This window comes from Segatella sp. (assembly GCF_977051555.1).
Genome location: NZ_CDRSSE010000011.1, coordinates 49,181 through 74,459, shown reverse-complemented (window position 1 = coordinate 74,459; position 25,279 = coordinate 49,181). Strand labels below are relative to the sequence as shown.

The window sequence follows — 25,279 nt, the reverse complement described above, 5'->3', positions numbered from 1 at the left end:
AGAACAATGTGAATGCGATGATAGCACATACCACGATGATCCAGAATGCGCCTCTTACTCCCTGAAAGCCCTCAGACTTCTTAGCTGGGGCTGCTTGTTTTGTAGTTGCCATAATTTTACTTTTTTTAAATTATTAGTTAATAAATTATTAATATTTTCTTTTTTCTTTCTCGCTACGTAGACCTTGAATGTGTCGTTTGTCAATAAACACAGTTAGGTTATCTATTTTGCTTTGGCAAAGATAATAAATTAAAGTTTACTATCAGCCTAATTAAGAAGTTTTAACGAGATATTGGCTTATTTTATACCAACATCTCGCATTTTTCTTACATTTTGACCCTTGAAAATGGTCTTTACGCCATTTTTTTATTTCAACTTGCCCAAAGCTTCCTTGATGCGCTTGATAGCTTCAACGATGTTCTCGTCGCTAGTTGCATAGCTCATACGGAAACAATCTGGATCACCGAAAGCGTCACCACCTACGGTGGCTACATGTGCCTCTTCGAGAAGGTACATGGCAAAATCGGTTGAGTTGTTGATGGTCTTCTCGCCGTTGCTCTTGCCAAAGTAGCTGTTGCACTTAGGGAAGAGATAGAAGGCACCCTGTGGCATGTTTACCTCAAGACCTGGAACCTCTTTAGCCAACTTTACAATCAGATTGCGGCGACGCTCGAAAGCTACGCGCATTTCCTCTACTGCACTCTGGTCGAGTGTGTAGGCTGCTTCTGCTGCCTTCTGGCTAACAGAACATGTACCGCTGGTATACTGGCCCTGGAGTTTATTGCAGCCCTTGATAATCCATTCCGGACCAGCCAGGAAACCGATTCTCCATCCTGTCATGGCGTAAGCCTTAGATACACCATTGGCAATGATTACCTGTTCCTTCATGCCTGGTTCCTGGGCGATGCTGTGGTGCTTGCCAATATAGTTGATGTGCTCGTAGATTTCATCAGCCAGCACAAATACTTCAGGATGCTTTCTGAGAACTTCTGCCAGTGCAGCCAACTCTTCTTTAGAGTATACGCTACCGGTAGGGTTGCTTGGAGAGCAGAGAATGAGCATCTTGGTCTTCTCTGTGATGGCATTCTCCAACTGCTCTGCTGTCATCTTGAAGTCCTGGTCGAAACCGGCATTTACAATGACAGGAGTACCGCCTGCCAACTTCACCATCTGTGGGTAGCTTACCCAATATGGAGCAGGGATGATAACCTCATCGCCTGGATTTACGAGAGCCAATACTGCGTTGCAGACACACTGCTTGCCACCTGTACCAACGATTACTTCATTGGTAGTGTACTCCAAACCATTCTCGTTCTTTAATTTGGCTACAATTGCTTTTCGCAAGTCAGGATAACCTGGTACTGGTGAATAGCGGGAATAGTTCTCGTCAATAGCCTTCTTTGCTGCCTGTTTAATATTGTCAGGAGTGTTGAAGTCTGGTTCACCTACGCTCATGTTGATTACATCAATACCTTGAGCTTTCATTTCACTACTCTTCTGTGACATCGCCAGCGTTGCTGAAGGTGCCAATCTGTTTAAACGATCAGATAATTGTGCCATAATTTTATTCTTATATTTGTTTATCGTGTGCAAAAGTAAGCAAATTATTTCTTTTTCGGAAGAAAATTGAGCATTATTTCATGTTTTGTAATGAAATAATAACATAATTTTATTATCCGAGGTGCAAAGTGTGCCCCATGCGGTCTCTCTTGGTCTTGAGATAACGCTCATTGTACTTATTAGGTACAACTTCGATAGGCACATTTTCTACGATTTCCAAACCGTATGCTTCGAGACCTACGCGCTTTACCGGATTGTTGGTGAGCAGACGCATTTTGTGTACACCGAGATGGCGGAGCATCTGTGCACCGCAACCATAGTCGCGCTCATCTGGTTTGAAACCGAGATGGGTATTGGCGTCAACGGTATCGTAGCCTTCTTCCTGGAGTTTGTAGGCTGCAATCTTGTTCATCAGACCGATGCCGCGTCCTTCCTGCTGCATGTAGACAACAACTCCCTTTCCAGCCTCGTCAATCATCTGCATGGCCTTGTGGAGCTGCTGGCCGCAGTCGCAACGCTTGCTGCCCAGAATATCGCCTGTAGCGCAAGAAGAGTGAACACGAACAAGGATAGGCTCGTCTTCTTTCCATTCTCCCTTGATGAGTGCCATGTGTTCCAGACCATTGCTTGACTGGCGGAACGGAATGAGGCGGAAGTGTCCGTATTCTGTAGGCATGTCTACCTCTTCGCCCACTTCGATGAGTGATTCTTTCTTGAGGCGGTATTCTATCATGTCTTTAATGGAAATAACCTTGAGGTTCCATTCCTTTGCCATCTTCATCAGCTCTGGCAGACGTGCCATGGTGCCGTCTTCATTCATGATTTCCATGAGTGCGCCTGCTGGATAGAGACCTGCCATTTTACAAAGATCGATGGCTGCTTCTGTGTGTCCGCTTCTTCTTAACACGCCGTTATCTTGTGCGTAGAGCGGATTGATGTGTCCCGGTCTGCCGAAAGTCTGTGGGGTAGAGTTCGGGTCTGCAAGTGCTTTGATGGTTTCGGCACGGTCGTGTGCAGAAACACCGGTAGAGCAGCCTTCCAGTTTGTCTACGGTTATGGTGAATGGTGTGCCTAATACTGAGGTGTTCTCTGAAACCTGATGAGGCAAGTCGAGTTCATCGCAGCGGCTCAATGTGATAGGGGCGCAGAGTACACCTCTTGCGTGTTTCAGCATGAAGTTTACTTTTTCTGCATCTATCTTTTCGGCGGCAATGATGAGGTCGCCTTCGTTTTCGCGGTCTTCATCATCAACAACGATGACGAACTTTCCTTCCTTGAAGTCTTTTACTGCATCTTCGATGCTATTTAATTTGATTTCTGACATGTTTGATACCTTATTATATAGTTACATTTTACTTTTTCTGTTCTCTAATCCGATGGATGATGTCCGTGTTGGTCTGACTGATGACCTTGAGGTCACGGAACAGGCGCAGTCGGAATCGCCACATTCTCAAGTATAGCAGTGTGCCTACTGGGAAGATGATGGCTGCAATGATGTTGAGCCATTTCCGCTCGAATGGGCGTGTATGTGCCTTGAGTGAAAGAACCGGATATTGGTTCATATCGTGCAGGATATACTTGTTGGCGGTGTTGGTCAAATCTTCTATCACTTCTTCCAGTTCGGCATTGATTCTTTCTATCTCATGATCTGGCTCGTATTTGAAGAATACATTGATGAAGTTAGGAAGATGAACCAGTTTGTGCTCCTTATTATATAAGGTGATGTCTTGGTTGATTCTTTCCAGTTTCTCTGCATCCGTCTGATAATCCGGATCGGTGATGATGACTTCCTTGCCGAAGTAATGGCGTTTCTGTCGTAAACCGAGCAGTTTCATGAAGAACTCTTTGTAAACATCCATGTTGAATACGGAAGAGTCGTTGGTTGCCTTGTAGGTTACGAAGATAGCCAAAGGCGTCAATACTGCCGGCGCAAGACCTTTTCCGAACCAAATGGCCCACATGCCACTTCTAGACATTCTGTATCCTGTATTGTCGAGGATAAAGAAGACGATGAACACAAGTACGGAGATGACGACAGGGAAACCCAGTCCTCCCTTTCGGATGATGGCTCCTAATGGTGCTCCGATAAAGAAGAAGATCAGACACGAAAGGGCCAGGGTGAACTTGTTGATAGCCTCAATCTTGTGCTGTCTTATCATGTAGTCTGCATCGCTCGTTGACATCGATTTGAAATCAAGGTCAGAAAGCTCCTGTTGTACGGTAGACTGTGCCTGGTTTACCGCCATGAGTTTCTTGTCTTGTGGCAACTTATTATATAAGGTGTCGAAATTGAGTTTTTCGCCCTTCTTGATTTCATTGAGTGAGTCTTTCTTGTTGATGCGCTGTACACCACCATAGAATCTCACGTTGGCTTCGTTCAGATAGATTCTTCCGATAGAATCATATAATTGGTTAAGAGAATCGATGTCGTGGTTGATTTTCTCCAGACTTTTACCCTTTGCATTTCCTGAAAGCGAAGCTGCATCGGTCATACTGAAGTCTCCATCAAAGTCGAGAATGATTTTCTTGGAAACGAAAGTCTCTCGTCTGTATGGTACGGCTGCAGTATTAGCAAGTGCGCTGCTTTGCATGTTCTCAAACCATTCTCCGCTGTAGAGACTCAGAACAAGATGCTTCTTCTCTGCTGTACTCTGAAGCATGCCTGAGTCTGCCAATATGATGGCAGCATCTTCATAGCTGTCGGTCATACGGTAAATCATGATGCCGTATAGCTTTCCGGTTTTCAAATCCTTCTTCTGCACATAAAGGTTGCAGTTTGGAATACCATCATAGAAGATACCTTCAGGAATTTCCAGTTCCGGGCTTTTCTGTTTCATTGAAATCAGAAGTTGCGCCAGTTTCATGTTCGACTTAGGTCCCACATTGTTCTGGAAATAGAATGAGCCAAACATGATGATGACGGTGATGACGATGAGTGAGCGGAAAGCCTGCATCAGTGAAATGCCTGCAGCCTTGATGGCAGTAAGCTCCGAACTCTCGCCGAGATTACCGAACGTCATGAGTGAGGACAGGAGAATAGCCAATGGCAGAGCCTGCGGTACGAGCATCAGACCCATGTACCAGAAGAATTGAGCCATCACGTCCATCGTGAGTCCCTTACCAATGAGTTCATCAATATATCTCCACAAGAACTGCATCATCAGCACAAACTGGCAGATGAAGAATGTTCCCATGAAGAGGAGACCAAACTGTTTGGCAATAAATATGTCTAATTTCTTAATTCTAAGCATTTCAATATTCTGTTGTTTCAGACCATTTTCTTATTTGAAATATTCGCAGGTCCGTTATTCAGCGTGCAAAGGTAATACAAAAAAATAAGAAAACCTTTATTTTTCGTTTTTTTTATATATATAATTAGGTGAAAGTGGGGCTGGAATCTGAGAAAAATGAGAAAATAAAACTTTTTTTGAAAATTTCTGCCGAAAAATTTGTTCAATCCAAATAAATGTATTACCTTTGCACCCGCAAATGAGAAATCAATTGCTTGGATGGCGGGATAGCTCAGCTGGTTAGAGCGTCGGATTCATAATCCGGAGGTCGAGGGATCGTGGCCCCCTCCCGCTACAAGATGAGAGACATCAACTTTTTAGTTGATGTCTTTTTTATGCTCTAAACTTTTCCACATTTATTCACTTCTCATAGAAAAGTTATCCACACAAGTGTTGATAACTATGTTATTCCGTTGGCTATCAGATACTTTTCTTGTTAGTAACTGATGTGGATAAGATAAAAATGAAAGATTTTCCTGTTTTTTTCTTGGTGTTTTCAGAATTTAATTATATTTTTGCACTACAAAAGACAACTATTATGAAACAGCAGCAAGTATATAACTTAAAAGAGTTTGCCGCTAAATACCAACTGAAGGACATATTTGGAGCTTATGCAGCTCATATTCATACAGATGTTTTAAATGGAAGTGTCCTGAGGGATATGGCGAGTGAACGAACACTTTTTTACAAGATATTATTAGTAAAAAGCGGAAGTGTAAAGTTTGAAGTCGTCCAGGGAACAGAAAGTGCTGAGGATGAAGAACATCAGCTTACGGCAAGTGATTTGCTTGTCGTATCGCCTAAGCATGTTTATAAGTTTACCGATATCTCGGAAGATTTTGAGGCAGAATGTGTTTTTGTTGATGAAGAGATTTCTAATGATCTGGTGTATCATCTTTCTGACGATAAACTCAAGGCGGCTCTTGATATCATTCATATGATTCGGGATATTGTGCGCCATCAGCATATTTATAAGGTAGAGATGATCCAGTCTATGGTGAATGTCTTGAAACTTCTGGTGTCAGAGTTGCCTTATGACAACCTTTTGTCGACCAGAGACTTGCGCCATAAAAAGAATGTTTATGAAATCTTTCTGCATTTGCTGTATCGCAATTTCAAGAGTGAGCGACAAATCCGGTTTTACGCCGATAAACTGAATGTTTCTTCTGCTTATCTCTCCAGAATGATAAAAGAAATATCGGGTACGACGGTCAATGATCATATTACCTCTCTTCTTTACAAAGAAATCTGTAATCTGCTGAAGCTGTCGGACATGACAATGGGAGAGATTGCTGATTATCTTCACTTTAACGACCAGAGTGCATTGACCAATTTCTTTAAAACTAGAGCTGGAATGACACCTCTTGCTTATCGTAATCAATGCAACTGATAAGATTTCCGTCACATGACCATCTTCTTATCGATAAAAAATATCCGCTTGCCTATCTTGAGGAATAGGCAAGCGGAACAGTCAAATGTTAATATTAAACTCAGATTAGTATTATTCTATATCTTATTCTAAAGTTCTTTTATGTCAGCAGTTACATCTTTTTATTTCAGGGTAAACTTGTGTGACTGCAGCATCTCTTTAGGATCGAGTGCCTTGTCCAATTCTTCCTTACTCATGATACCCTGCTCAATAACGATGTCGTATACAGAGCGGCCTGTAGCATGGGCTTCCTTAGCTACTTTAGAACTCTTCTTGTAACCGATGATTGGGTTCAGAGCGGTAACGATACCGATACTGTTCTTTACCATTTCGTAGCAACGCTCTTTGTTTACGGTGATACCGAGGATGCACTCAGAAGTCAGGGTTTCGATGGCGTTCTTCAACCATGTCAGACTCTCGAAGAGGCTTTCTGTGATGATTGGTTCCATTACGTTCAACTCCAACTGGCCTGCCTCTGCTGCAAAGCTGACAGTTGTATCGTTTCCTATTACCTTGAAGCAAACCTGGTTGGTTACCTCAGGAATAACTGGGTTAACCTTACCTGGCATGATAGAAGAACCTGGAGCCTTAGGAGGAAGGTTGATTTCGTTCAAACCGCAACGAGGACCAGAAGCCATCAGACGGAGATCGTTACAGATTTTAGACAACTTGATAGCCAGACGCTTCAAAGCAGAAGAGTAGCTTACGTAAGCACCTGTATCAGGTGTAGCCTCTACCAGGTCGGTAGCTGTTTCGAAGTTCTCGCCTGTCAGTTTGCTGAGGTTAGCAGCACAGAGCTTAGCGAAGCCAGGAACGGCATTCAGGCCTGTACCGATGGCAGTACCACCCATGTTAATCTCGTGTAAGAGTTTCACGTTGCGCTCCAGGTTGAGGATTTCCTCTTCCAGGTTGTTGGCGTATGCGTTGAACTCCTGACCGAAAGACATAGGAACTGCGTCCTGCAACTGGGTACGTCCCATCTTGATGACATCAGCATATTCGTCTGCCTTATAGCGGAATGCGCTGATCAGACCTGTCAGAGCACCTACCAGATGAGTATTCATGCGAATCAAAGCCAGGCGGATAGAAGTAGGGTATACGTCGTTTGTACTCTGGCCGCAGTTGCAATGATCATTAGGAGAACAGAACTGATAATCAGCCTTTTCGTGTCCCATGATTTCAAGTGCACGGTTGGCGATTACCTCGTTGGCATTCATGTTGACAGATGTACCTGCGCCACCCTGTACCATATCGATAGGGAAGTTCTCATGCCATTTACCGTCGATAATCTCGCGGCAAGCCTGACCGATAGCCCCTGAAATCTCGTCGTTGATAACACCGAGGGTATGGTTGGTTTCGATGGCAGCCAACTTTACGTAAGCAATGGCGATAATGAAATCAGGATAGTCGCGCATCGTCTTGCGTGAAATGTGATAGTTGTTAATACCGCGCTGTGTCTGTACACCATAAAGTGCTTCAGCAGGAACTTTGAGTTCACCTAAAAGGTCTGACTCTACTCTAAATTTTTTCTCTTCAGCCATAATATTGATTGTTTTATTGTTATTATTATTGTTTATTCTATTGATTCTTTTGGAAGCAGGTGTTATTTCCTTTATCCGTTGCAAAGATACGATGATTTTTGCATATTCTCTTTATAAAAAGTGAACCTTAATTTGTAAAAAACGAACTTTCTGCTTTTTTCAGCTCATTTTAGTCTGTTTAATAAGCCTTCAGGCGATACATTAAGCCGAGTTCGATGCGGTCGGTATTGTAATCTTGCAATCCGCTCTTTTTACTGTAGTCGTATTTTCTACCTACATAGGCCAGGAAGATACGCAGATCCTGCTTCTGTTTGCGGGCTGGATAGTATTCCAGACTGCCGATATAGCCGTATGCGGTGCGGTAGTTTTTAAACGCTTCGTTCTTTGTGGCACTTGCGGTTTCCCACATGCCTTTCAGCATCAGGTTCCAGTCTTTGTCAAATTGCCAGTTCATCTTGCTTACGATTCCCTGATAGCGTACCTTGCTAAGGTATAAGTTGCTGAAATCCTGGTTGTTGATCTCGTCCTGGGTATAAGTACTGCTGATCATTTCATCAACCACCTCCTTAGACGCAATCTTCATTCTGTCCAGATCATCGTATGTATTGTTGTAATCTACATACCATTGCAGCTTGTTCAGATTCAGTTTCTGTCCGAGACGGAAGAACCGGCTGTATTTTCCTTTAGCCTGAGTACGAAGGGAGTAAGACCAGCGGGTCAGTAACTTGTTGCCGAAGAACTTTCCGTTCCATCCGAGGCTGTATGTCAAAGGACTATTAGATTTCTCCAATGCCTCTACTTCCAGTTTCTTTCCAGCATTCGTGCCATTATCGGTTATTTTGCCGGTTGTCACCTTGGCATCGGCTCCGAACTCATCCGTGAGTTTACCGTTATATGTATTGCTCACTTCGGCAGAGAACTGTTGGGGCTTGCTTGGATTATAGAGCAGGTTGAGGGCACCTTTCGAACTGTCTACATTATCCTCCATGTCAGAGAACTGGTAGATGAACATCGGGTTCTCATCAAACTCAAACGAGCCTAGTGCCTGGCATTTCTTACCGCCCTGTATGCTCCAGGTATCGTTAAACTTCCAGCCAACCATCATATAATCGGTTGCTTTAGCGAAGTTATCTTCTCCCATCGGAGCATCAGTCTTGTTCAGACGATGACGAAAACGGTAGTAGAGATTATCTGTCAGCCAGCCGGTCATCTCTATTCTCAGGTTCTTGTTATAGAATCTTGAAGTCCATTCATCAGTTTTCGAACTGTGTTCTGTCTGGAAACTTTCTGCAAAATTCACGTAGAAGTTCAGCGCCTTCTGTTTCTTCTCTATGTTGGTAACCTTGGAGTAGAGCGATTCGATGTCGCCGTCATCTCCACCCAGTCCGTCATTTGTGCCTTGTGCCCATGCACAGTTCGGCAACATCGTAGCTATTGTAAAAGCTGAAAGCATGATGCTTTTCTGGTAATATTTCATAATGATTTCTTTTTAAAGGTTTATAGGAATTGAATAATCAGATATCCCACACCGATAGAAACGATGGTGGTTGTGAAGCCTGCCAACTGGAACGAGTGGTTGATGACAAATCTTCCGATTCGGGTACTGCCTGTACGGTCGAAATTGATAGCAGCCACTGCAGTAGGATAGTTTGGCAAGAAGAAATATCCGTTTACAGCAGGGAACATGGCAACGAGTGCCAGAGGCGAAATGCCGATGCCGCCGATACGGGCACCGATGAAGATGAGGGCTAATACGATAGCCAGTTGTAGTAGTATTATTGCTGTTGCCATAATGTTGTTTTGTTATTTTGTTTTCTTTTATTGACAGTTAGTTGTAATGAGAGTTTTCTTATATCTTTTTCTCGGTTGCAAAATTACTGCATTTTTGGCTGAAATTCTTTATAAATTTTAGACCGATATTTGTAAAAAACTGACCAAAGGGGGAAATATTCAAAAAAAAATTGTAAATTTGCAGCGTTAAGTCTTATTTTGAGGCATTTTAGAATGTCTCTACCTTATAAACATAGAAATTGTATAAGCCGTATGAAACGTAACTTACACCTTATTATATATGTAGCTTTCATCGTGTTGCTGACCGGTTGTGCTCAGCAGCCCAGGAAGTATGTCATTGGCGTATCCCAGTGTTCGGAAGATATCTGGCGCGATAAACTGAATAATGAACTCAAGATGGGCGAGTATCTCAATGATTCGCTTATCGTGAAACTGGCTTCTTCCAACGATAATAGTGTGTTGCAGAATAAGCAGGTTAACCAGTTTATCGATGAGGGGGTAGATTTGCTGATAGTATCGCCTAACCAGTTGAGTGCTATATCCAAGGCTGTAGAGCGTGCTTACGATAAAGGTATTCCTGTGATTCTCTATGACAGGAAGACCAATTCTGATAAGTATACGGCTTTTATCGGATGCGATAACTATACGATAGGTAAGTCGATGGGAACTTTTATCGCCCAGCAGCTTCAGGGTAAGGGGCGCATCGTTGAAATCAGCGGTTTAGAAGGTTCTTCGCCTGCTCTGGAGCGCCATCGTGGTTTTATGGATGCTATCAAGCCTTATCCTGGGTTACAGGTTGTAGCCTCGGAGGGAGGAAACTGGAAGGAAGAGGGTGGAATCCAGGCAATGAAACGTATCTTGAAACAGACACAGGACTTTGATTATGTCTTTGCTCACAACGACCGTCTTGCCTGGGGTGCTTATGTTGCTGCCCGACAGATGGGTGTAAAGCGTAATTATAAGTATACCGGAGTAGACGGCATGGCAACCGAAGGCGGTGGTCTGGAACTTGTACGCGATGGTATTTTCGAAGCCTCTTATCTTTATCCTACCAAGGGTGATGAGGTTATAGCACTTGCCATGAAGATATTGAAGCATCAGCCTTATGAACGCGATAATTATCTGAGCACTTCTATCATAACCCAGGCAAATGCAGATCTTACCTTGATGGAGGCTAGGGATGCCGAGCGCCAGGCACGCAATCTGAAGACTTTGCATAAGCAGGTAGACCGGTATCTGTCTGATTATAACGCTCAGAAAATCATGCTTATTGGTCTGGGCCTGTTCCTCTTTGTTTGCCTTGCAGCGGCGGCTTTGATTTTCAGAGGTTATCTGGTAAAGGTAAAACTGAACGAAAAATTGGCTAAAACCAATGGCGAACTGAAGCGACTGAATGTAGAATTGGGTGAAAAGAATGAGGAGTTGAAACGATTGAATGAGGAGGTCTTGGAACTCACTCATTCCCGTCTGGTGTTCTTTACCAATATCAGTCATGAACTTCGCACGCCTTTAACCCTGATTGCCGACCCGGTAGAGATGCTGCTTGAAGATACCGGCATCAAGGGCAAGAGCCGCGAACTCTTGAAGATGGTGCAGCGTAACGCACTTGCCCTCCAACAGTTGGTAAGTAACATTCTTGATTTCCGTAAGATTCAGAACGGCAAGATGGAGTTGAAACTCTATCGCTTCGACATTGTGAAGACCTTGGCGATGTGGGTGAGCGACTTCCAGCTTACTGCCGAACGCAAGCAGATCAGTCTGCATCTGGATGCGAATGACTTGAAAGGCAGCCATGAAATGATTGCCGATCAGGAGAAGATTTCCCGTATCGTGTTCAATCTGTTGAGCAATGCCTTGAAATATACGCCTGCTGGTGGCGAAATCTTTGTATCGTTGAAAGATGAAGGTGCCAATCTCCGTCTTGACGTGAGAGATACGGGCAAGGGTATCTCGCAGGATGAGGCTGATAAGATCTTTGAACGCTTCTTCCAGGCTAAGGGTGCTGCCAGCGGTACGGGTATCGGTCTGGCTCTGGTAAAATCATTTGTTGAGTTGCATCATGGTGAAGCTAGGGTAGAGAGCGAACTGGGTAAGGGCTCTGATTTTATCGTTGTAATTCCTCGTGAACAGGAGTGTGATTCTCAAGTTATCCACAATGATGTGGATATTGTGGATAACTCTGTAAATGCTTATACGCCAGATGGTAAGAATGTGGTAGATGAGACAGTTTTGCAATATATTGACGATGGAGACAGAAGTCGTGGAAAAGTACAGCAGTTGGTTAGTGAGAATACCAATCGCCCTACAGTTCTGGTTATTGATGATAATACCGATATCCGTCAGTATGAGCGTACGCTTTTGCAGGATGAGTATATTGTTCTTGAGGCCGCTGATGGTAAAGAGGGATTATCCGTAGCTATAAAAGAGGTACCTGACCTGGTAATCTGCGATGTGATGATGCCTGTTATGGACGGATTGGAGTTTACTGAACAGCTGAAGACGAATACGGCAACCTCTCATATCCCTGTTATTATGCTCACGGCGAAGAACCTGGAGGAGCATCGCGCTGAGGGTTATGAGCATGGAGCTGATTCCTATATTACCAAACCATTCCACAGCAAGGTGCTTCTCGCTCGTATCGAGAATCTTTTGCGACAGCGTCAGCTTCTGAAACATCTTTATCAGGGTTCGCAGGAGGCAGAGAAGGAGATTTCTGAGTCTCATCTGGAAGACCGTGACAAGCAGTTCCTCAAGCAGCTTCAAGCCATTATCCAGCAGAACCTTTCTGATAGCGAGTTTGGAGTCGAGGATATGGGACAGCAGATTGGCTTAAGCCGTGTGCAGCTTTATCGTAAGGTGAAGGCGATGACAGGCTCTTCTGTTGTCGACTTGCTCCGTAAGGCCCGCCTTGCCAAGGCTAAGCGTTTGCTCGAAACCCGTAGCATGAGTGTATCCGAAGTTGCCTATGAAGTAGGTTTCTCTGCACCATCTTACTTCACAAAATGTTTCAAGGAAGAGTATGGAATGTTACCTGGTGATGTAGGTAATATGGTGAAATAGAGAGAAATACGCTATGCCTGAAGTGTAAAATCTATGAATCTATGGATAAAAATCGTTCAATTACTAGTATAAAAAGTACATTGTATCATTTTTGTCACTATTTGAACGATAATTGTACCTAGGTTTCACCGAAACTTACTACCTTTGCACCAGAGTTTAGAAGTTTATAAATTGTTTCATGCAGAAATAGTTGCATTTTCATAGGTTTATGTTTTAAGGTTATAGGATTGAGTATTCATTAAGGTTGGTAGTTTTCTTTAAGGTTAAAAGTTTTGTTTTGGGAAATAACTAGTAATGAGAAAAAGCAGCTGTAGACGTGATGTCTGACAGCTGCTTTTCGCATTTTGTCTGGTTTTCTTTTAAAGAGATTCTATACAGTACCGCCCTTTCCTACACTTTTTATTCCCAATCTTCGAATTCCAGTTCCAGTTCTTTGTATTCGGGCTTGAAACTGCTGTTCTCTTTATCTTGCTTCCTGGCTTCTTCTGTTGAGGCATTGCTTACGGATAGACCAAGCAGGCGGATGGGATGCGCCGAGGAGTAATCTACCTGTTTCAGTAGCCGTTTGGCAAGAGGTAGAATATCATCCTTCTTTTTCAGAACCTTTTCTTGTGAGATGCTTCGTGTTATCTGGGTAAAATCGGCAAACTTCACCTTCAGCGTCAGGGTCCTTCCTTCGAAACCGCTTTTGGCGATGCGCTCCAGCAGTTCGAGTACAGTATGATACAATTCGATAATCACAGCCGATTTGGCATAGATATCTTCCAGGAAAGTCTGTTCGCAGCCTACCGATTTCCGTTCCCGGTAGGTGATGACCGGCCGTTCGTCTATCCCTCTTGCAAAATCATAGAAGATGTGTCCGGCTTTTCCGAACACTTCTACCAGATGTTCTTCGGATACTTTCCTCAGGTCAGCTCCGTTGAAGATACCCATGAAATGCATCTTTTGCAGTGTTTTCTTGCCCACGCCCCAGAAATCCTCTACAGGAAGCTGGGCAATGAAATCGAGCGCCTTGTCGGGATGAATGGTGCAGATGCCATCCGGTTTGCGATAGTCAGAAGCCACTTTGGCGAGAAACTTGCAGTAGCTGATGCCTGCCGAGGCAGTAAGCCCTGTAGCCTCCTTGATGCGAGCCTTTATCTCCTTGGCAATATCCACAGCCAGTTCTATCCCTTTCTTATTCTGTGTTACATCAAGAAAGGCCTCATCAATGGAGATAGGTTCGATGAGATCGGTATATTCCTGGAATATCTGATGTATCTGATGGGATATTTTAGCATAATAATCATGCCGGCAGGGCACGATAATGAGGTTAGGGCAGCGCTGTTTGGCTTGAGCGATGGATTGCGCCGAGTGAACGCCATACTTCCTTGCCTCATAGCTAGCTGTAGAAACCACACCACGAGGTCCGTCGAAGCCAACCGCTACTGGTTTGCCCCGAAGTTCCGGATTGTCTCTTTGCTCTACTGCCGCAAAGAAGGCATCCATGTCGATATGTATAATCTTGCGCTCTGTCATTCTTGCCTTATTTTCCTCAAAAGTACAAAAAAGATGCGTTACCACAAAATCTAAACAGTTTTTTATTGTTCCTTAACGTTTTCGGGTATCAGCCTTCGTCGCCCATCGCAACAGGCTGCGTTGGTCATCGCAAGTACTTGCGTTAGCCAATGAAGCTATCTGTGTCTGCTTCCAGAGTCGTCTCCGATAGCTTATTGAGTCGTCTCCGTTCATTCATTGAGACGTCTCCGATAGCTTACAAAGCCGATTGAATATGCTAACTCAGTTACTTTAGTAAGCTCACTCAGCCACTTTAGTAAGCTGATTCAAGCACTTGAACTCATTAACTCAAGCACTTGACCTCATTAACTCAAGTACATCATAATGCGTTCTTAATAGTCTGTTGTGATTGTTTTTTATTGCAAGAATTGCCATGTTGCCATATCTTACAACTAACTGTCAGATTATAAGTATATTAAGGCTATGGCAATTCTCTGTATTTGGACTTTATCTGCCATATAATTGCCATAAAATGGAGATATTCAGGTGTTTTAGAGGCAAAAAGACAGGAAGTATTGCGCAAAAATACTTGTTTTCGGTTCTATACTTAGCTATTTCCATTGTTTTTTAGTAGTATTCGGTTCAATGCATGGTGAATTCCATAGCTTTTCCGTAATGTCTTAGACGAAACCGTTGAAATTACGTCCCGATGCGGCATCTGATACGTCCCGACGTAACAACCGACGCGTCGCGATGCAGCGTAAGCTACGTCGCGACGCATTTTCAGCTACGTCCTGCCACCATCAAGTGAGTCTTTTGTGGATTTCAAGTAAGCCTCTTTTAAACATTACGTAAGCCACTTTGGGGAGCTGCTACAACTCGAACTTTCAAATTTGCGTATTTTCAATATTATTCGTATCTTAGCACAGCGTAAGTGGCAAATAGTCAGTAACTTTTATATAAAGATAAAGAAAAGCTTGCCGTAGAAGGTGAAAGCTTGAAATTGAGACCATGGGAAGCTGTGGTCTTGAAGATTAAGTAAGTTTTGTGTTGTTGATTTTATCTATTAGTATTATATGAATGTACATTTACTGATACATATATTACCTATTTTTAGGTATTGTGAACAATTTAATTTTGTCGTATCTTTGCACCCAAAAAAATAAGTTAAAAGTTCAGTATGAAACATATCCTATTGCTTATGATGCTTTTTGAGGTGAGTCTGATGGGAAAGGCGCAATCTATGTCTGGCAAAGTTGTGGACAAAGATTCTCATGAAGCGATTATCGGTGCTGTCGTGTATGTGGGTAGTTCTCAGAAAGTGGCAGCTATCACTGATATTAACGGGCGATTTTCCATAGATGCAGCCAATGCAGGTAAATCTCTTAAGATTACTTATATAGGATACAAAAACTATTTAGGTAAGTTAAACCAGGCTCTCTATGAAATGGAACCGGAAATCAAGTCTGTGGGTGAAGTAGTGGTTACAGCTCAGGAGTCCAAGAGTCTGGCTTCTGCTTCTGTTATCGAGAAGCATGCCATGGAGCATCTTCAGCCTTCAAGTTTTGCGGACATTCTCGAACTGTTGCCTGGTGGGCGTTCCAAAGATCCGGATTTGAGTAGCCCTAATACGATTCGTATTCGGGAAGCCGGAAATCCTTCAGGATATACTACCACTTCCCTCGGAACGAGTTTTGTAGTAGATGGAGCTCCCATCAGTACCAATGCCAATATGCAATATGTGGCTGGGGCTTGGGATGCAGCAACAACATCCAGAGAAAATATGAATGCCGGAGTGGATATGCGTAGCATCTCTACCGATGATATCGAGAAAGTAGAGGTGGTACGTGGCATTCCATCAGTAGAATATGGCGATTTGACAAGTGGTCTGGTGAAAATAGAACGCAGGAAGGGTGGAAATGACTGGAATGCCCGTCTGAAAGCAGATATGGGCAGCAAACTCTTTTATCTTGCAAAAGGATTGGAATGGACTCCTCATCAGATGACCCTCAATCTCAGTGTTGATTACCTCGATGCGAAGGCGGATCCAAGAAACCGGCTTGAAAATTACAGGAGACTGACGTTTTCTGCCCGGTTCGGAAAAACTTGGTTAACAGATCTTTACCGCTGGAAGATTTCGTCCAATCTCGATTATACCGGTTCTTTTGATAATGATAAAGTTGATCCGGATCTCAATAATCAGGCAGAGGATTCTTATAAGTCCCAGTATAATAAATATGCGTTTAATTCACATGTAAGTCTCGCTCCCAAGAAACGCATTTGGTTTAAGTCGCTGGATCTGACTTTGTCAGCCTCTTATGAGTATGACCTTATCAAGCGAACCAAACTGGTACAGCTGACCCGCCAGACTGTGGCAGCTACAGCAACTACACAAGGGGTTCATGATGGAGTCATTCTTCCCTATAAATATGTGGCTTATCATGATGTAGAAGGAAAGCCGCTCAATCTTTATGCTAAGGTCAATGGTAAATTCCAGGTTCCTTCTCTTGTGGTTTCCAATACCTTGCTGTTAGGCACCGATTGGAATTACGACAAGAATAAAGGACGGGGGCAGATTTATGATGTAACCCGCCCTCTTTATGCAGGTTCCATGTCATGCCGTCCCCGAAATCTTTCTTCAATACCCTCCAACCAACAGTGGGGAATTTATGCTGAGGAACAGTTGACATTGCCTTTTGCTGGTCATTCTCTTGAACTGGTAGCCGGTATAAGAGGTACGCAGATGTTGAATCTGCCCGATAATTATGAGATACATGGTAAGTTTTTCTGGGATCCCCGTATCAATCTCGGCTTGACTTTTCCGAAATTCAATATTGGCAAGCTACCATCATTTATCAGAATAGCAGGTGGAATAGGTGAACATACCAAAATGCCTACTTTGGAACAGCTTTATCCTGATCCTGTATATCTGGACTTAACCCAGCTGAATTATTACCATACGAATCCAGCGTATCGCCGTATCAACCTGATGACGTATGTGATAGATGCAACCAATCAGAATCTGAAGCCAGCACGTAATTTCAAATGGGAGGTGAGTACTGACATCAATATAGGAGGCAATCGATTGTCTGTCACACTCTTCAGGGAGAATATGACTTCAGGCTTCCGTTTGCAAACGGCTTATGCTCCCTATATATATAGGTGGTATGATGCATCGGGAATTGATGCCGATGCACTGTCGGCTCCACCTTCTTTGGAAGGATTACCCTTTGAGGAACGTAAGGAACTGAGGGGCTACAGTTATTACACCAATGGCAGTCAGACTCTCAAACGGGGAGTGGAATACACCTTTGCTACCCGAAGAATAGAAAAACTGTTCACCAGACTCACCATCAATGGGGCATGGTTCCGCACGGTTTATCGTAATTCTGTGGTAGAGACTTATCGCCCAAGTGCTGTTATCGGCAGTAAGCAGATACAGTATGTGGGGTATTATGAACATGATGGAGGCAATATGAATGAAATGCTCAATACCAATTTCACGTTAGATACGGATGTCCCCAAGTTGAAGTTGGGCTTCTCAATATCCGCCCAATGCCTATGGTATACGCTGAAACAGAGTAAAGAGGTGAGTAATTATCCTACCAGCTATATGGATAATGACGGTGTGATGCATGAGTGGAAAGCAGGTGATGAAAATGATGCTTATCTCAGGTATCTGGTCAGGGATTATAACGACAGCTATTATCTCAAATACCGAGTACCTTTTGCCATGAATGTCAATTTCAAGGTAACAAAGAAACTCTTTGATGAGAAACTGAATGTAGCTCTGTTCTGCAACAAACTGTTGGATTATACTCCCGAATATGAAAACAATGGAGTAACGATCCGCCGTCATGTAACTCCCTATTTTGGATTAGAAATGAATGTAAAGATATGAAGAGATTGTTGATTATATGTATGATGACCTGTGGTTTTATCATTTCCTCCTGTCATCAGGATGAAGATTCCCTGTTTGCCGAAGCTGCCATCGTGTTGCAGGGAGAAACGGATATCGTGCTCGACAGGGTCCAGGGTACGGTAAGTCTTACCAATCTGAATACAACCCAGGTTTTCACTGTATCATCATTTGAAGGGAATATAGCCAGAGCCAGTATTCTTCGGGGTTCTTATGCTATCCTGGTAGAGGGTACTGCCCAGTATCATGACGCTTCAGGTAAAACCTACATCAGGATGTTCAGGGCAAGTACCGATTATGTGGGATTGGAAAAGGAAGGACATAATGAAGCGATGTTGAACATAATTTGGATGTAAATCATGAAGAAGAGATATTTCATATTATTTCTGTGCTGTGTGTCTTGGCTTACTGGAAGGTCTGCAGTAACAGATTCTGCCAGGATAGAGCATCATGCTATGTGGAAAAACTGGCAGAAGGAGACAGCATGGCAAAATCCCGCCATTCATGGGCTTAGTCTCACGCTGCCTTATTCTGAAGTGTATGTCCAGATGGATTACCTGCATCAATCTGCTCCCTTTGTACTGCAGAAGGGAACAGGGCATTTCCTCTCTGAGGCCAAGGCTGAGACCTTTCTTCGCTTGAGCAACCACTCTTCTGCTTGGGGAGCAGCATCTTACATGACGGGAAAGCAATATCAGGTCAGCTGGAATTCTTCTTCTGATTATGATTTGCTGAATCCTTATATTCTGGCAGATACTCTAGGAGGTGACACACATCGTGAACGGTATGGTTTTCAGGGCGGATATGCTGTTAGCAAGGGGAAATTCCAACTCGGTATTGAAGCGATTTTCAGAGCAGAACATGAATATCGGGATGTGGACCCGAGAATGCGAGGTATTGTCACAGATCTGACCCTACGCCTTGGTACTGCCTATGATCTCGGGAAATACCAGTGGGCTGCCGCTCTAGAAGGGAATGTATACAAGCAGACCAATGATGTGGATTTCTATCGGGAACTGGGCGTTATACCTGAATTTCAAATGACAGGATTGGGAACAGAATACAGTCGTTTCTCCGGAGATAAACGCACCTTATATTATAAAGGTGGAGGATATGGAATAAATCTGGATGCCAATCCTCTGGACGAAACTGGTTTTTATGGTCATGCCAAGCTTTGGAGACGGCAATATAAACGTATGCTTGCCGATTTGAATTCCGTACCCTTAACCCAGTTGTTTTATCATTCTGCAGAAGTCTCCTTGGGATGGAAGCACATGGGAGGGACCCGTCAGGCAGCCGTAGATGGAAACCTTGTTTTTGTCAGACGTAGTGGTGATGAAAACATCATTGGCAAGTCCTCTGCCCAATATTATCCTATTATCGGTAAACTTACGATGTATAAGAATTATCTTATAGATACCTATCTCAGAGGACTTTATGGATGGGAGAGTGGCTCTGGTACATGGTGCTTGAATGGAAAGATCGGATATTGGAGCAATCGTGAGCGATATGTCTATCCTGAGCGTAAAATGGAGGCAGCTAAAATCTATGGAAGATTGGGTGGACAGTGGATGCGCAGTCTCTCCCGAACTGTGGCCCTTACTGTGGACATGGCGGCAGCCTATTATGGTAATGTCAGTTCTGGTATCGTCATGCCTTATGCCAATATGAAGGCTTCGTTCCAGGACATGATCAATCATCAGTACCAGTTTGAAAAAGCAGGCTATGGAATGCTCTCTGCTAAGATACGTAGTGATTATCGGCTATCAGGCTCACAGATCGGCTTGTTTGCCGAATTAGGTGGAGATTGGATAACTTGTTCTGAAAACGAACACCAGCACCATCTGCATTTGGCTCTTGGTATCACATTCTAAAGTATAATATAGTATTAATGTAACTAAAAGTAGAAAAATGAAAAAGTTAATTTTAAAGAGTATGATGTTGCTTTCGGTGTTGGCATTGACTTTCACCTCTTGTAGCGACAATAATGACAAAGTAGTTACCACTCCTGTGTCATTGAGTATTGAAATGCCATTGGGACTGGAGAATATAGTTCTCTCCAATGCCAAAGCGGTTTTTACCAATGTAACTACCAATGAAACGTTTATCCAGGAACAGTTCCAGGAAAAAAATGGTAGCTTTATGGCATCTCTTGCCGATGTGCCTGAAGGAACATACAATGTTGCCATCAGCGGTGACCTGAGTTTTACTAAGGATGGTATTGCCGGTAGCAGTAAAATCAATCAGAAGAGCGAGAATGTGAGTGTAAAATCCGGCAATGCCCAAGTCAAGTTGGCTGTGAACACATTCAATGCTAAGGGAGGTTTCGTTATCTCAGAGATTTTCTTCACGGGTACGCTTACTCCAGAAGGAAAGCAGTATTCTGATGACCAGTATTTCATTCTTTCCAATAATTCTGATGTTACGCTCTATGCAGACAGTATAGCGGTTCTGGAATCTAAGTTCCTCACAGTATCAAAATATGATTATAATCCGGATATCATGAACGAAGCTATGACGGTAGATGCTATCTATATGATTCCAGGAAAGGGTACGGAAGTTGCAGTAGAACCAGGCAAATCACTTGTTTTGGCATTGAATGCCAAGAATCATACAGAAGCAAACTCAGCTTCATTTGATTTAAGTAAAGCTGATTACGAATTCTATGATGAGAGTTCAAATCCACGCTTCACAGACGATGACAATGCCAGTGTTCCTAATCTGGATAAATGGTATTGCTATTCATTTACCTATTTCTCTTTGCATAACCGTGGATTCAAGACTTATGCCATTGCCCGTATGCATGGCGATAAGGAGAAGTATCTCGAAGAGAATACTTACGATGCCAGCTATGTGATGGAAGTGAAGGGTAATGCTTATCATATGACAGCAAAGAACTGTATCAAGGTTCCTAATTCCTGGATACTGGATGCGGTTAATCTTTCTATTGCATCTATGTGGCAATGGAATCTGGTATCTGCAAACCTTGATGCAGGATGGGCTCATTGTGGTCAGGTAGACAAAGATGAAAACCGCTACGGCAAGTCGGTAATCCGTAAGAAGGATGCTGATGGCAAATGGGTTGATACCAATAATTCTACCAATGATTTCGAATCAGATGCAACAGCCTCTTTCCTGAAGAAATAGGCATTCTTGTATAATTTTAAAAAGAAGATTTATGAAGAATCAGTTTTTAGGATTATTCCTTCTCTCTTTGTTTCCTGCTTCGTTGTTTGCTCAGACTGTGGAGCAGGACACTTCCGTGCGACAGGGCAAGTTGAAGAATGGACTGACTTACTATATACGACATAATAATAAAGAGGCAGGCCTTGCCGACTTCTATATTGCCCAGCGCGTAGGTTCCATCCTAGAGGAACCCCGTCAGCGTGGACTGGCTCATTTTCTGGAGCACATGGCTTTTAATGGTACCAAACATTTCCCTGGCAAGGGGAAGAAGTTGGGAATCGTGCCTTGGTGTGAAACCATTGGTGTTAAGTTTGGTGCCAACCTGAATGCCTATACATCTGTAGATCAGACAGTCTATCACATCGGTTCAGCTCCTGTCAAGCGTGAGGGCATTATCGATTCCTGCCTTCTGGTACTCAACGACTGGAGCCAGTATATCAATCTCGAACCTAAGGAGATAGACAAGGAACGTGGTGTTATTCATGAAGAGTGGAGAAACCGGCGTACCGGTATGGCCATGCAGCGCATGATGGAGAATGTGATGCCAAAAATCTACAAGGGAAGCAAATATGAAGATTGTATGCCTATCGGCAGTATGGATGTTGTTGATAACTTTCCTTACAGAGATTTGCGCGACTATTATCAGAAGTGGTACAGGCCTGATCTTCAGGCCATCGTGGTTGTGGGCGACTTCGATGTGGATATGATGGAGAAGAAAATCCAGAAACTTTTCGGTAAGATCAAAGCCCATAAGAATCCTGCCGAGCGTGTCTATTATCCCGTAAATGACAACGACAAGATGATAGTTGCCATTGAGAAGGACAAGGAGCAGCCTATTATCATCGGCCATCTCTACATGAAAACCGATGCCACTCCTGACAGCGAAAAGAGCCAGGTAAAGTATCAGCGTGATGATTATGTAAGCGGACTCATCACTTACATGCTCAATGGTCGTCTCTCAGAAAAGAAACAGGTGGCAAATCCTCCATTCATGAGTGCTACCGTAAGGAATGGTGCTTTTTTTGTTTCCCGAACCAAGGATGCCTTCAGTATGAGCATCAGCTGCAAGCAGGATCACGTACTCGGTGGTATCTCCGAGGCTGTGGGCGAAGTAGAGCGTGCCCGCCAGCATGGTTTTACAGAGAGTGAACTGGAACGTGCCAAGAAACTCTATCTCAATGCGGCAGAACGAAAATTAAAGATGGAGAAGGACTATCGCAACAGCCATTACGTAAGCCAGTGTGTGGATCATTTCCTTGAAGGAGAGCCTATCCTTACTCCAGCCTATAATCTGCAACTGGTAAAGCAGTTTGATGGTGAAGTAACCCTGGCTGAGGTTAATCAGTCTGTAGGTAACATCATTACGGATAAAAACCAGGTATTTGTGATGTATGGCCCTGATAAGGAAGGATTTGTTATTCCTTCAGAATCAGAAATAGAAGCTACGGTACTTGCTGCCCAGAAGAAGCAATATGAACCATATCAGGAGGAAAAGATTCCTTCTACGCTGATGTCTGCCTTGCCAAAACCGGGCAAGATTGTGTCTGAAAAACCATACGGCAAGTTTGGCATGACAGAGATTACGCTCAGTAATGGTATGAAGGTTTACGTAAAACCTACCGACTATCAGGCAGACCAGGTAATGATGAGCATGCGCGCTGAAGGTGGAACCTCACTTTACGGAAACGGGGATATTCCTAATTTCTCTCTCTTGACAAGTGCCATCACAGAAGCGGGTGTAGGCGACTTTTCAGCTACTGCTTTGCGTAAGGCTTTGGCAGGAAAGTCAATCAGGCTGACTCCATCCATCAGTAGTGAAGGCCAGCGTATAGCAGGCTCATCTTCTGTAAAGGATATGGAAACCATGCTCCAGCTGGCACACCTTTATTTCCTGGCACCTCGTAAAGACAATGTGGCATTTGAGGGTTTGAAGAATCGAACGCTGTCATTTCTGAAAAACCGTAATGCAAGTTCCAAGGTGGTTTACAATGACTCCCTTTCTGCCGTTCTCTATGACCATAACCTGCGTATGGCTCCTGTCACCGGTGAGGTTCTTGCCAAGGCTGATTACGGGCGCATTATGGAAATCTATCGTGAACGCTTCAGCGATGCCAGCAATTTCAAAACCGTTTTCATCGGAAAGATAGACATGGCAGAACTTCGTCCTTTACTCTGTCAGTATCTGGCTACCTTGCCTTCGACCTATAAGAAGGAGGAGACAGACAAGAAAAACGTTCCGCAGATTGTTATGAAGAACGAAAAGGTAAAGTTTGTTCATCAGCAGGAAACTCCCCTTGCCAACGTGAGCGTATTCTATTCGGGTAACGTACCGTTCTCGCCAAAGAACGATCTGGTGCTGGATGTACTGACTCGTGTGTTGCAGATTGCCTATACTGATTCTGTAAGAGAGGAGAAGGGAGGTACCTATGGAGTAGGAGTCAGTTTCAATCTAGAGAAGGATGCCCTTCCAAATGCCTTACTTCGCATTACCTACAAGAGTGATCCGAAACGTTATGAAGAGCTGAATCCAATTATCTATCAGCAACTTCAGAACATCGCAGATAAGGGGCCTTTAGCCAGCAGTATTGATAAGGTGAAGAAATATCTGAAAAAACAATACCAGCAGATGATGATCACCAACGACTACTGGAGCTATGTTATCTGGCATGAGTTGGAAGATGTGGCTGATTTTGATAAAGATTACTGTAAGATGTTGGATTCTCTTACTTCTGAAGAGGTGCAGCAGATGGCACAGACTCTGCTCAAACAGAATCATCGGATAGAGGTTACAATGTTGTCAGAGTAGTAATTCGAATATTTCATTAAAAGAAAGACCCGGCAAGAGAATAGCTGCAAGCTATCTCATGCCGGGACTTTTCATTTTACGATAGAAGTTTGTGAGAACTTTATTAAAGTTCCCATTGGACATACAAAACGACAGTAGGGACGTGTGATTACAAAGGATATTGCGATGAAAAGAAGCGCAATCACAATCACTATCCATGAGGCAGAATGGAAAATAAATGCCGAGAATGGTTCAAAATCAGTCCATTCGCTCCAAACTCCTCCCCATATACATATCATCAATAATGCCCATATCATCTTGCGAAGCTTATCAAGCCGTTTTATAGTAGAGGGTCTCATTTTTAACTTGTATTTCACGCATCTGCCAGCTATCTGTTGCAGAGAGCCATAGGGACAGACGTGGGTACAGTAATGCGACTTCTTGCCGAAGAGCGGATAGATGAAAGCTGTTACCAGCATGACAATCGCGATGATGCTGCCCGAGATTTCCATGCCATGGGCTGCAAAGCCCAGCAGGAAGGTATAAGAAAGGCAGGTACCACACCAGAAGCCGAGCACAATGACATTCAGTATCAGTTGACAGAAATGGTATCTTCTGTTCTTGATAAACAATGGCAGAATGGCTGCCATCAGGACAACAGCTATCCCTATGATGTTTCTGAGAGAGAACAGGGAAGAGCTGTTGTTTTCGGAAGGACTTAAACTGCTGCTACCATTTTCTGATTCTTCAGTCGCTAAATGCGCTTTAGCATACAGAAGTCCCTGATGCATGTTTCCGATGATAGCTTTGGATGAGAAAGTAGCACCTGTGACAGCATCCACCTTCATATCCATAGCTTTGTCTATCGTTTTCCCTTTCCATTTTTCAAACAGAGTAGAGGCATTGTCAAAGAATTCCTTGGTCTCATCATTCTTTAATGCAATGATGTTTTCTACAACGCCATTCCTGATTACTATTTTGAGTGGAACCTTTCCTCCATATCCCATGATGTTGGATGCTAGAACAGAAGTATTAATCTCTGCTCTTCCGTTTCCAAGCATGCGTAGCGTGTCGTTGTTTGCAGTTTCTGCCTTCTGTTCAGATTTGAAAGAGTACCCAAACAGTTCTTGATGTTTTGTGATGGCAAGTGATGAAACAACAACCAGACAAATGAAAAGACTTACAACCTGTTTTATCCGGAAAAATGATTTCATATTACAC

General features: G+C 43.4%; 14 protein-coding genes, 1 tRNA gene and 2 pseudogenes. 8 read left to right on the top strand and 9 right to left on the bottom strand.

Annotated features, from left to right (window positions below; translation table 11 throughout):
* The 4 genes and pseudogenes from ACWJAO_RS04545 to ACWJAO_RS04530 all read right to left on the bottom strand — a co-directional run.
* Positions 1-112, bottom strand: a pseudogene (locus ACWJAO_RS04545) (MotA/TolQ/ExbB proton channel family protein); the annotation flags it as partial.
* 254 nt (positions 113-366) lie between these two features.
* Complete coding sequence (locus ACWJAO_RS04540) at positions 367-1,560, bottom strand: pyridoxal phosphate-dependent aminotransferase (protein ID WP_317604804.1); 1,194 nt, start codon at positions 1,558-1,560, stop codon at positions 367-369.
* Positions 1,561-1,672: 112 nt separating this feature from the next.
* Positions 1,673-2,884, bottom strand: a complete 1,212-nt coding sequence (locus ACWJAO_RS04535) for a bifunctional 3,4-dihydroxy-2-butanone-4-phosphate synthase/GTP cyclohydrolase II (RefSeq protein WP_006849147.1) — start codon at positions 2,882-2,884, stop codon at positions 1,673-1,675.
* Positions 2,885-2,912: 28 nt separating this feature from the next.
* Positions 2,913-4,811: an LptF/LptG family permease gene (locus tag ACWJAO_RS04530; protein ID WP_449139412.1), complete on the bottom strand. Its 1,899-nt coding sequence runs from the start codon at positions 4,809-4,811 to the stop codon at positions 2,913-2,915.
* A gap of 260 nt (positions 4,812-5,071) precedes the next feature.
* On the opposite strand from ACWJAO_RS04530, the gene ACWJAO_RS04525 reads away from it, so the two are divergent.
* Positions 5,072-5,145, top strand: a tRNA-Met gene (locus ACWJAO_RS04525).
* 243 nt (positions 5,146-5,388) lie between these two features.
* The gene (locus ACWJAO_RS04520; RefSeq protein WP_449139411.1) at positions 5,389-6,240 is read left to right on the top strand and encodes a helix-turn-helix domain-containing protein; all 852 of its coding nucleotides are present in this window, start codon (positions 5,389-5,391) and stop codon (positions 6,238-6,240) included.
* A gap of 161 nt (positions 6,241-6,401) precedes the next feature.
* Here the strand turns inward: ACWJAO_RS04520 and ACWJAO_RS04515 are convergent, their stop codons facing one another.
* The 3 genes and pseudogenes from ACWJAO_RS04515 to ACWJAO_RS04505 all read right to left on the bottom strand — a co-directional run.
* The gene (locus tag ACWJAO_RS04515) at positions 6,402-7,820 is read right to left on the bottom strand and encodes an aspartate ammonia-lyase (protein ID WP_449139410.1); all 1,419 of its coding nucleotides are present in this window, start codon (positions 7,818-7,820) and stop codon (positions 6,402-6,404) included.
* A 178-nt stretch (positions 7,821-7,998) separates the two neighbouring features.
* The gene (locus ACWJAO_RS04510) at positions 7,999-9,297 is read right to left on the bottom strand and encodes a porin (protein WP_449139409.1); all 1,299 of its coding nucleotides are present in this window, start codon (positions 9,295-9,297) and stop codon (positions 7,999-8,001) included.
* A gap of 20 nt (positions 9,298-9,317) precedes the next feature.
* Positions 9,318-9,539, bottom strand: a pseudogene (locus ACWJAO_RS04505) (C4-dicarboxylate ABC transporter); the annotation flags it as partial.
* A 324-nt stretch (positions 9,540-9,863) separates the two neighbouring features.
* Between ACWJAO_RS04505 and ACWJAO_RS04500 the strand changes: the two are divergent.
* Positions 9,864-12,671 carry a hybrid sensor histidine kinase/response regulator transcription factor gene (locus ACWJAO_RS04500; protein WP_449139408.1) on the top strand — a complete coding sequence of 936 codons (2,808 nt, stop codon included), beginning with the start codon at positions 9,864-9,866 and terminating at the stop codon, positions 12,669-12,671.
* A 399-nt stretch (positions 12,672-13,070) separates the two neighbouring features.
* Here the strand turns inward: ACWJAO_RS04500 and dinB are convergent, their stop codons facing one another.
* Positions 13,071-14,189 (bottom strand): DNA polymerase IV, encoded by a 1,119-nt coding sequence (gene dinB, locus ACWJAO_RS04495; RefSeq protein ID WP_449139407.1) that lies wholly within the window; start codon positions 14,187-14,189, stop codon positions 13,071-13,073.
* Positions 14,190-15,348: 1,159 nt separating this feature from the next.
* Between dinB and ACWJAO_RS04490 the strand changes: the two genes are divergently transcribed.
* The 5 genes from ACWJAO_RS04490 to ACWJAO_RS04470 all read left to right on the top strand — a co-directional run bounded on the left by ACWJAO_RS04490 (position 15,349) and on the right by ACWJAO_RS04470 (position 24,079).
* A complete protein-coding gene (locus ACWJAO_RS04490) occupies positions 15,349-18,069 on the top strand; it encodes a TonB-dependent receptor (RefSeq protein ID WP_449139406.1) in 2,721 nt (906 codons plus the stop codon).
* Positions 18,066-18,443 carry a hypothetical protein gene (locus ACWJAO_RS04485; RefSeq protein WP_449139405.1) on the top strand — a complete coding sequence of 126 codons (378 nt, stop codon included), beginning with the start codon at positions 18,066-18,068 and terminating at the stop codon, positions 18,441-18,443. Before ACWJAO_RS04490 ends, ACWJAO_RS04485 begins: the two co-directional genes overlap by 4 nt.
* 99 nt (positions 18,444-18,542) lie before the next feature.
* Complete coding sequence (locus ACWJAO_RS04480) at positions 18,543-19,961, top strand: DUF6850 family outer membrane beta-barrel protein (protein ID WP_449139404.1); 1,419 nt, start codon at positions 18,543-18,545, stop codon at positions 19,959-19,961.
* A gap of 37 nt (positions 19,962-19,998) precedes the next feature.
* Entirely contained in the window at positions 19,999-21,234 is a 1,236-nt protein-coding gene (locus ACWJAO_RS04475) for a DUF4876 domain-containing protein (protein WP_449139403.1), read from the top strand.
* 31 nt (positions 21,235-21,265) lie between these two features.
* Complete coding sequence (locus ACWJAO_RS04470) at positions 21,266-24,079, top strand: M16 family metallopeptidase (RefSeq protein ID WP_449139402.1); 2,814 nt, start codon at positions 21,266-21,268, stop codon at positions 24,077-24,079.
* A gap of 71 nt (positions 24,080-24,150) precedes the next feature.
* Here ACWJAO_RS04470 and ACWJAO_RS04465 read toward each other — a convergent pair whose 3' ends face one another.
* Positions 24,151-25,272 (bottom strand): FMN-binding protein, encoded by a 1,122-nt coding sequence (locus ACWJAO_RS04465; RefSeq protein WP_449139401.1) that lies wholly within the window; start codon positions 25,270-25,272, stop codon positions 24,151-24,153.
* Positions 25,273-25,279 lie beyond the last annotated feature (7 nt).

Bases quoted from the DNA above. Each gene is read 5' to 3' on its own strand.
- ACWJAO_RS04540 (WP_317604804.1), bottom strand. From the start codon at position 1,560: ATGGCACAATTATCTGATCGTTTAAACAGATTGGCACCTTCAGCAACG.
- ACWJAO_RS04535 (WP_006849147.1), bottom strand. From the start codon at position 2,884: ATGTCAGAAATCAAATTAAATAGCATCGAAGATGCAGTAAAAGACTTC.
- ACWJAO_RS04530 (WP_449139412.1), bottom strand. From the start codon at position 4,811: ATGCTTAGAATTAAGAAATTAGACATATTTATTGCCAAACAGTTTGGT.
- ACWJAO_RS04520 (WP_449139411.1), top strand. From the start codon at position 5,389: ATGAAACAGCAGCAAGTATATAACTTAAAAGAGTTTGCCGCTAAATAC.
- ACWJAO_RS04515 (WP_449139410.1), bottom strand. From the start codon at position 7,820: ATGGCTGAAGAGAAAAAATTTAGAGTAGAGTCAGACCTTTTAGGTGAA.
- ACWJAO_RS04510 (WP_449139409.1), bottom strand. From the start codon at position 9,297: ATGAAATATTACCAGAAAAGCATCATGCTTTCAGCTTTTACAATAGCT.
- ACWJAO_RS04500 (WP_449139408.1), top strand. From the start codon at position 9,864: ATGAAACGTAACTTACACCTTATTATATATGTAGCTTTCATCGTGTTG.
- dinB (WP_449139407.1), bottom strand. From the start codon at position 14,189: ATGACAGAGCGCAAGATTATACATATCGACATGGATGCCTTCTTTGCG.
- ACWJAO_RS04490 (WP_449139406.1), top strand. From the start codon at position 15,349: ATGAAACATATCCTATTGCTTATGATGCTTTTTGAGGTGAGTCTGATG.
- ACWJAO_RS04485 (WP_449139405.1), top strand. From the start codon at position 18,066: ATGAAGAGATTGTTGATTATATGTATGATGACCTGTGGTTTTATCATT.
- ACWJAO_RS04480 (WP_449139404.1), top strand. From the start codon at position 18,543: ATGTGGAAAAACTGGCAGAAGGAGACAGCATGGCAAAATCCCGCCATT.
- ACWJAO_RS04475 (WP_449139403.1), top strand. From the start codon at position 19,999: ATGAAAAAGTTAATTTTAAAGAGTATGATGTTGCTTTCGGTGTTGGCA.
- ACWJAO_RS04470 (WP_449139402.1), top strand. From the start codon at position 21,266: ATGAAGAATCAGTTTTTAGGATTATTCCTTCTCTCTTTGTTTCCTGCT.
- ACWJAO_RS04465 (WP_449139401.1), bottom strand. From the start codon at position 25,272: ATGAAATCATTTTTCCGGATAAAACAGGTTGTAAGTCTTTTCATTTGT.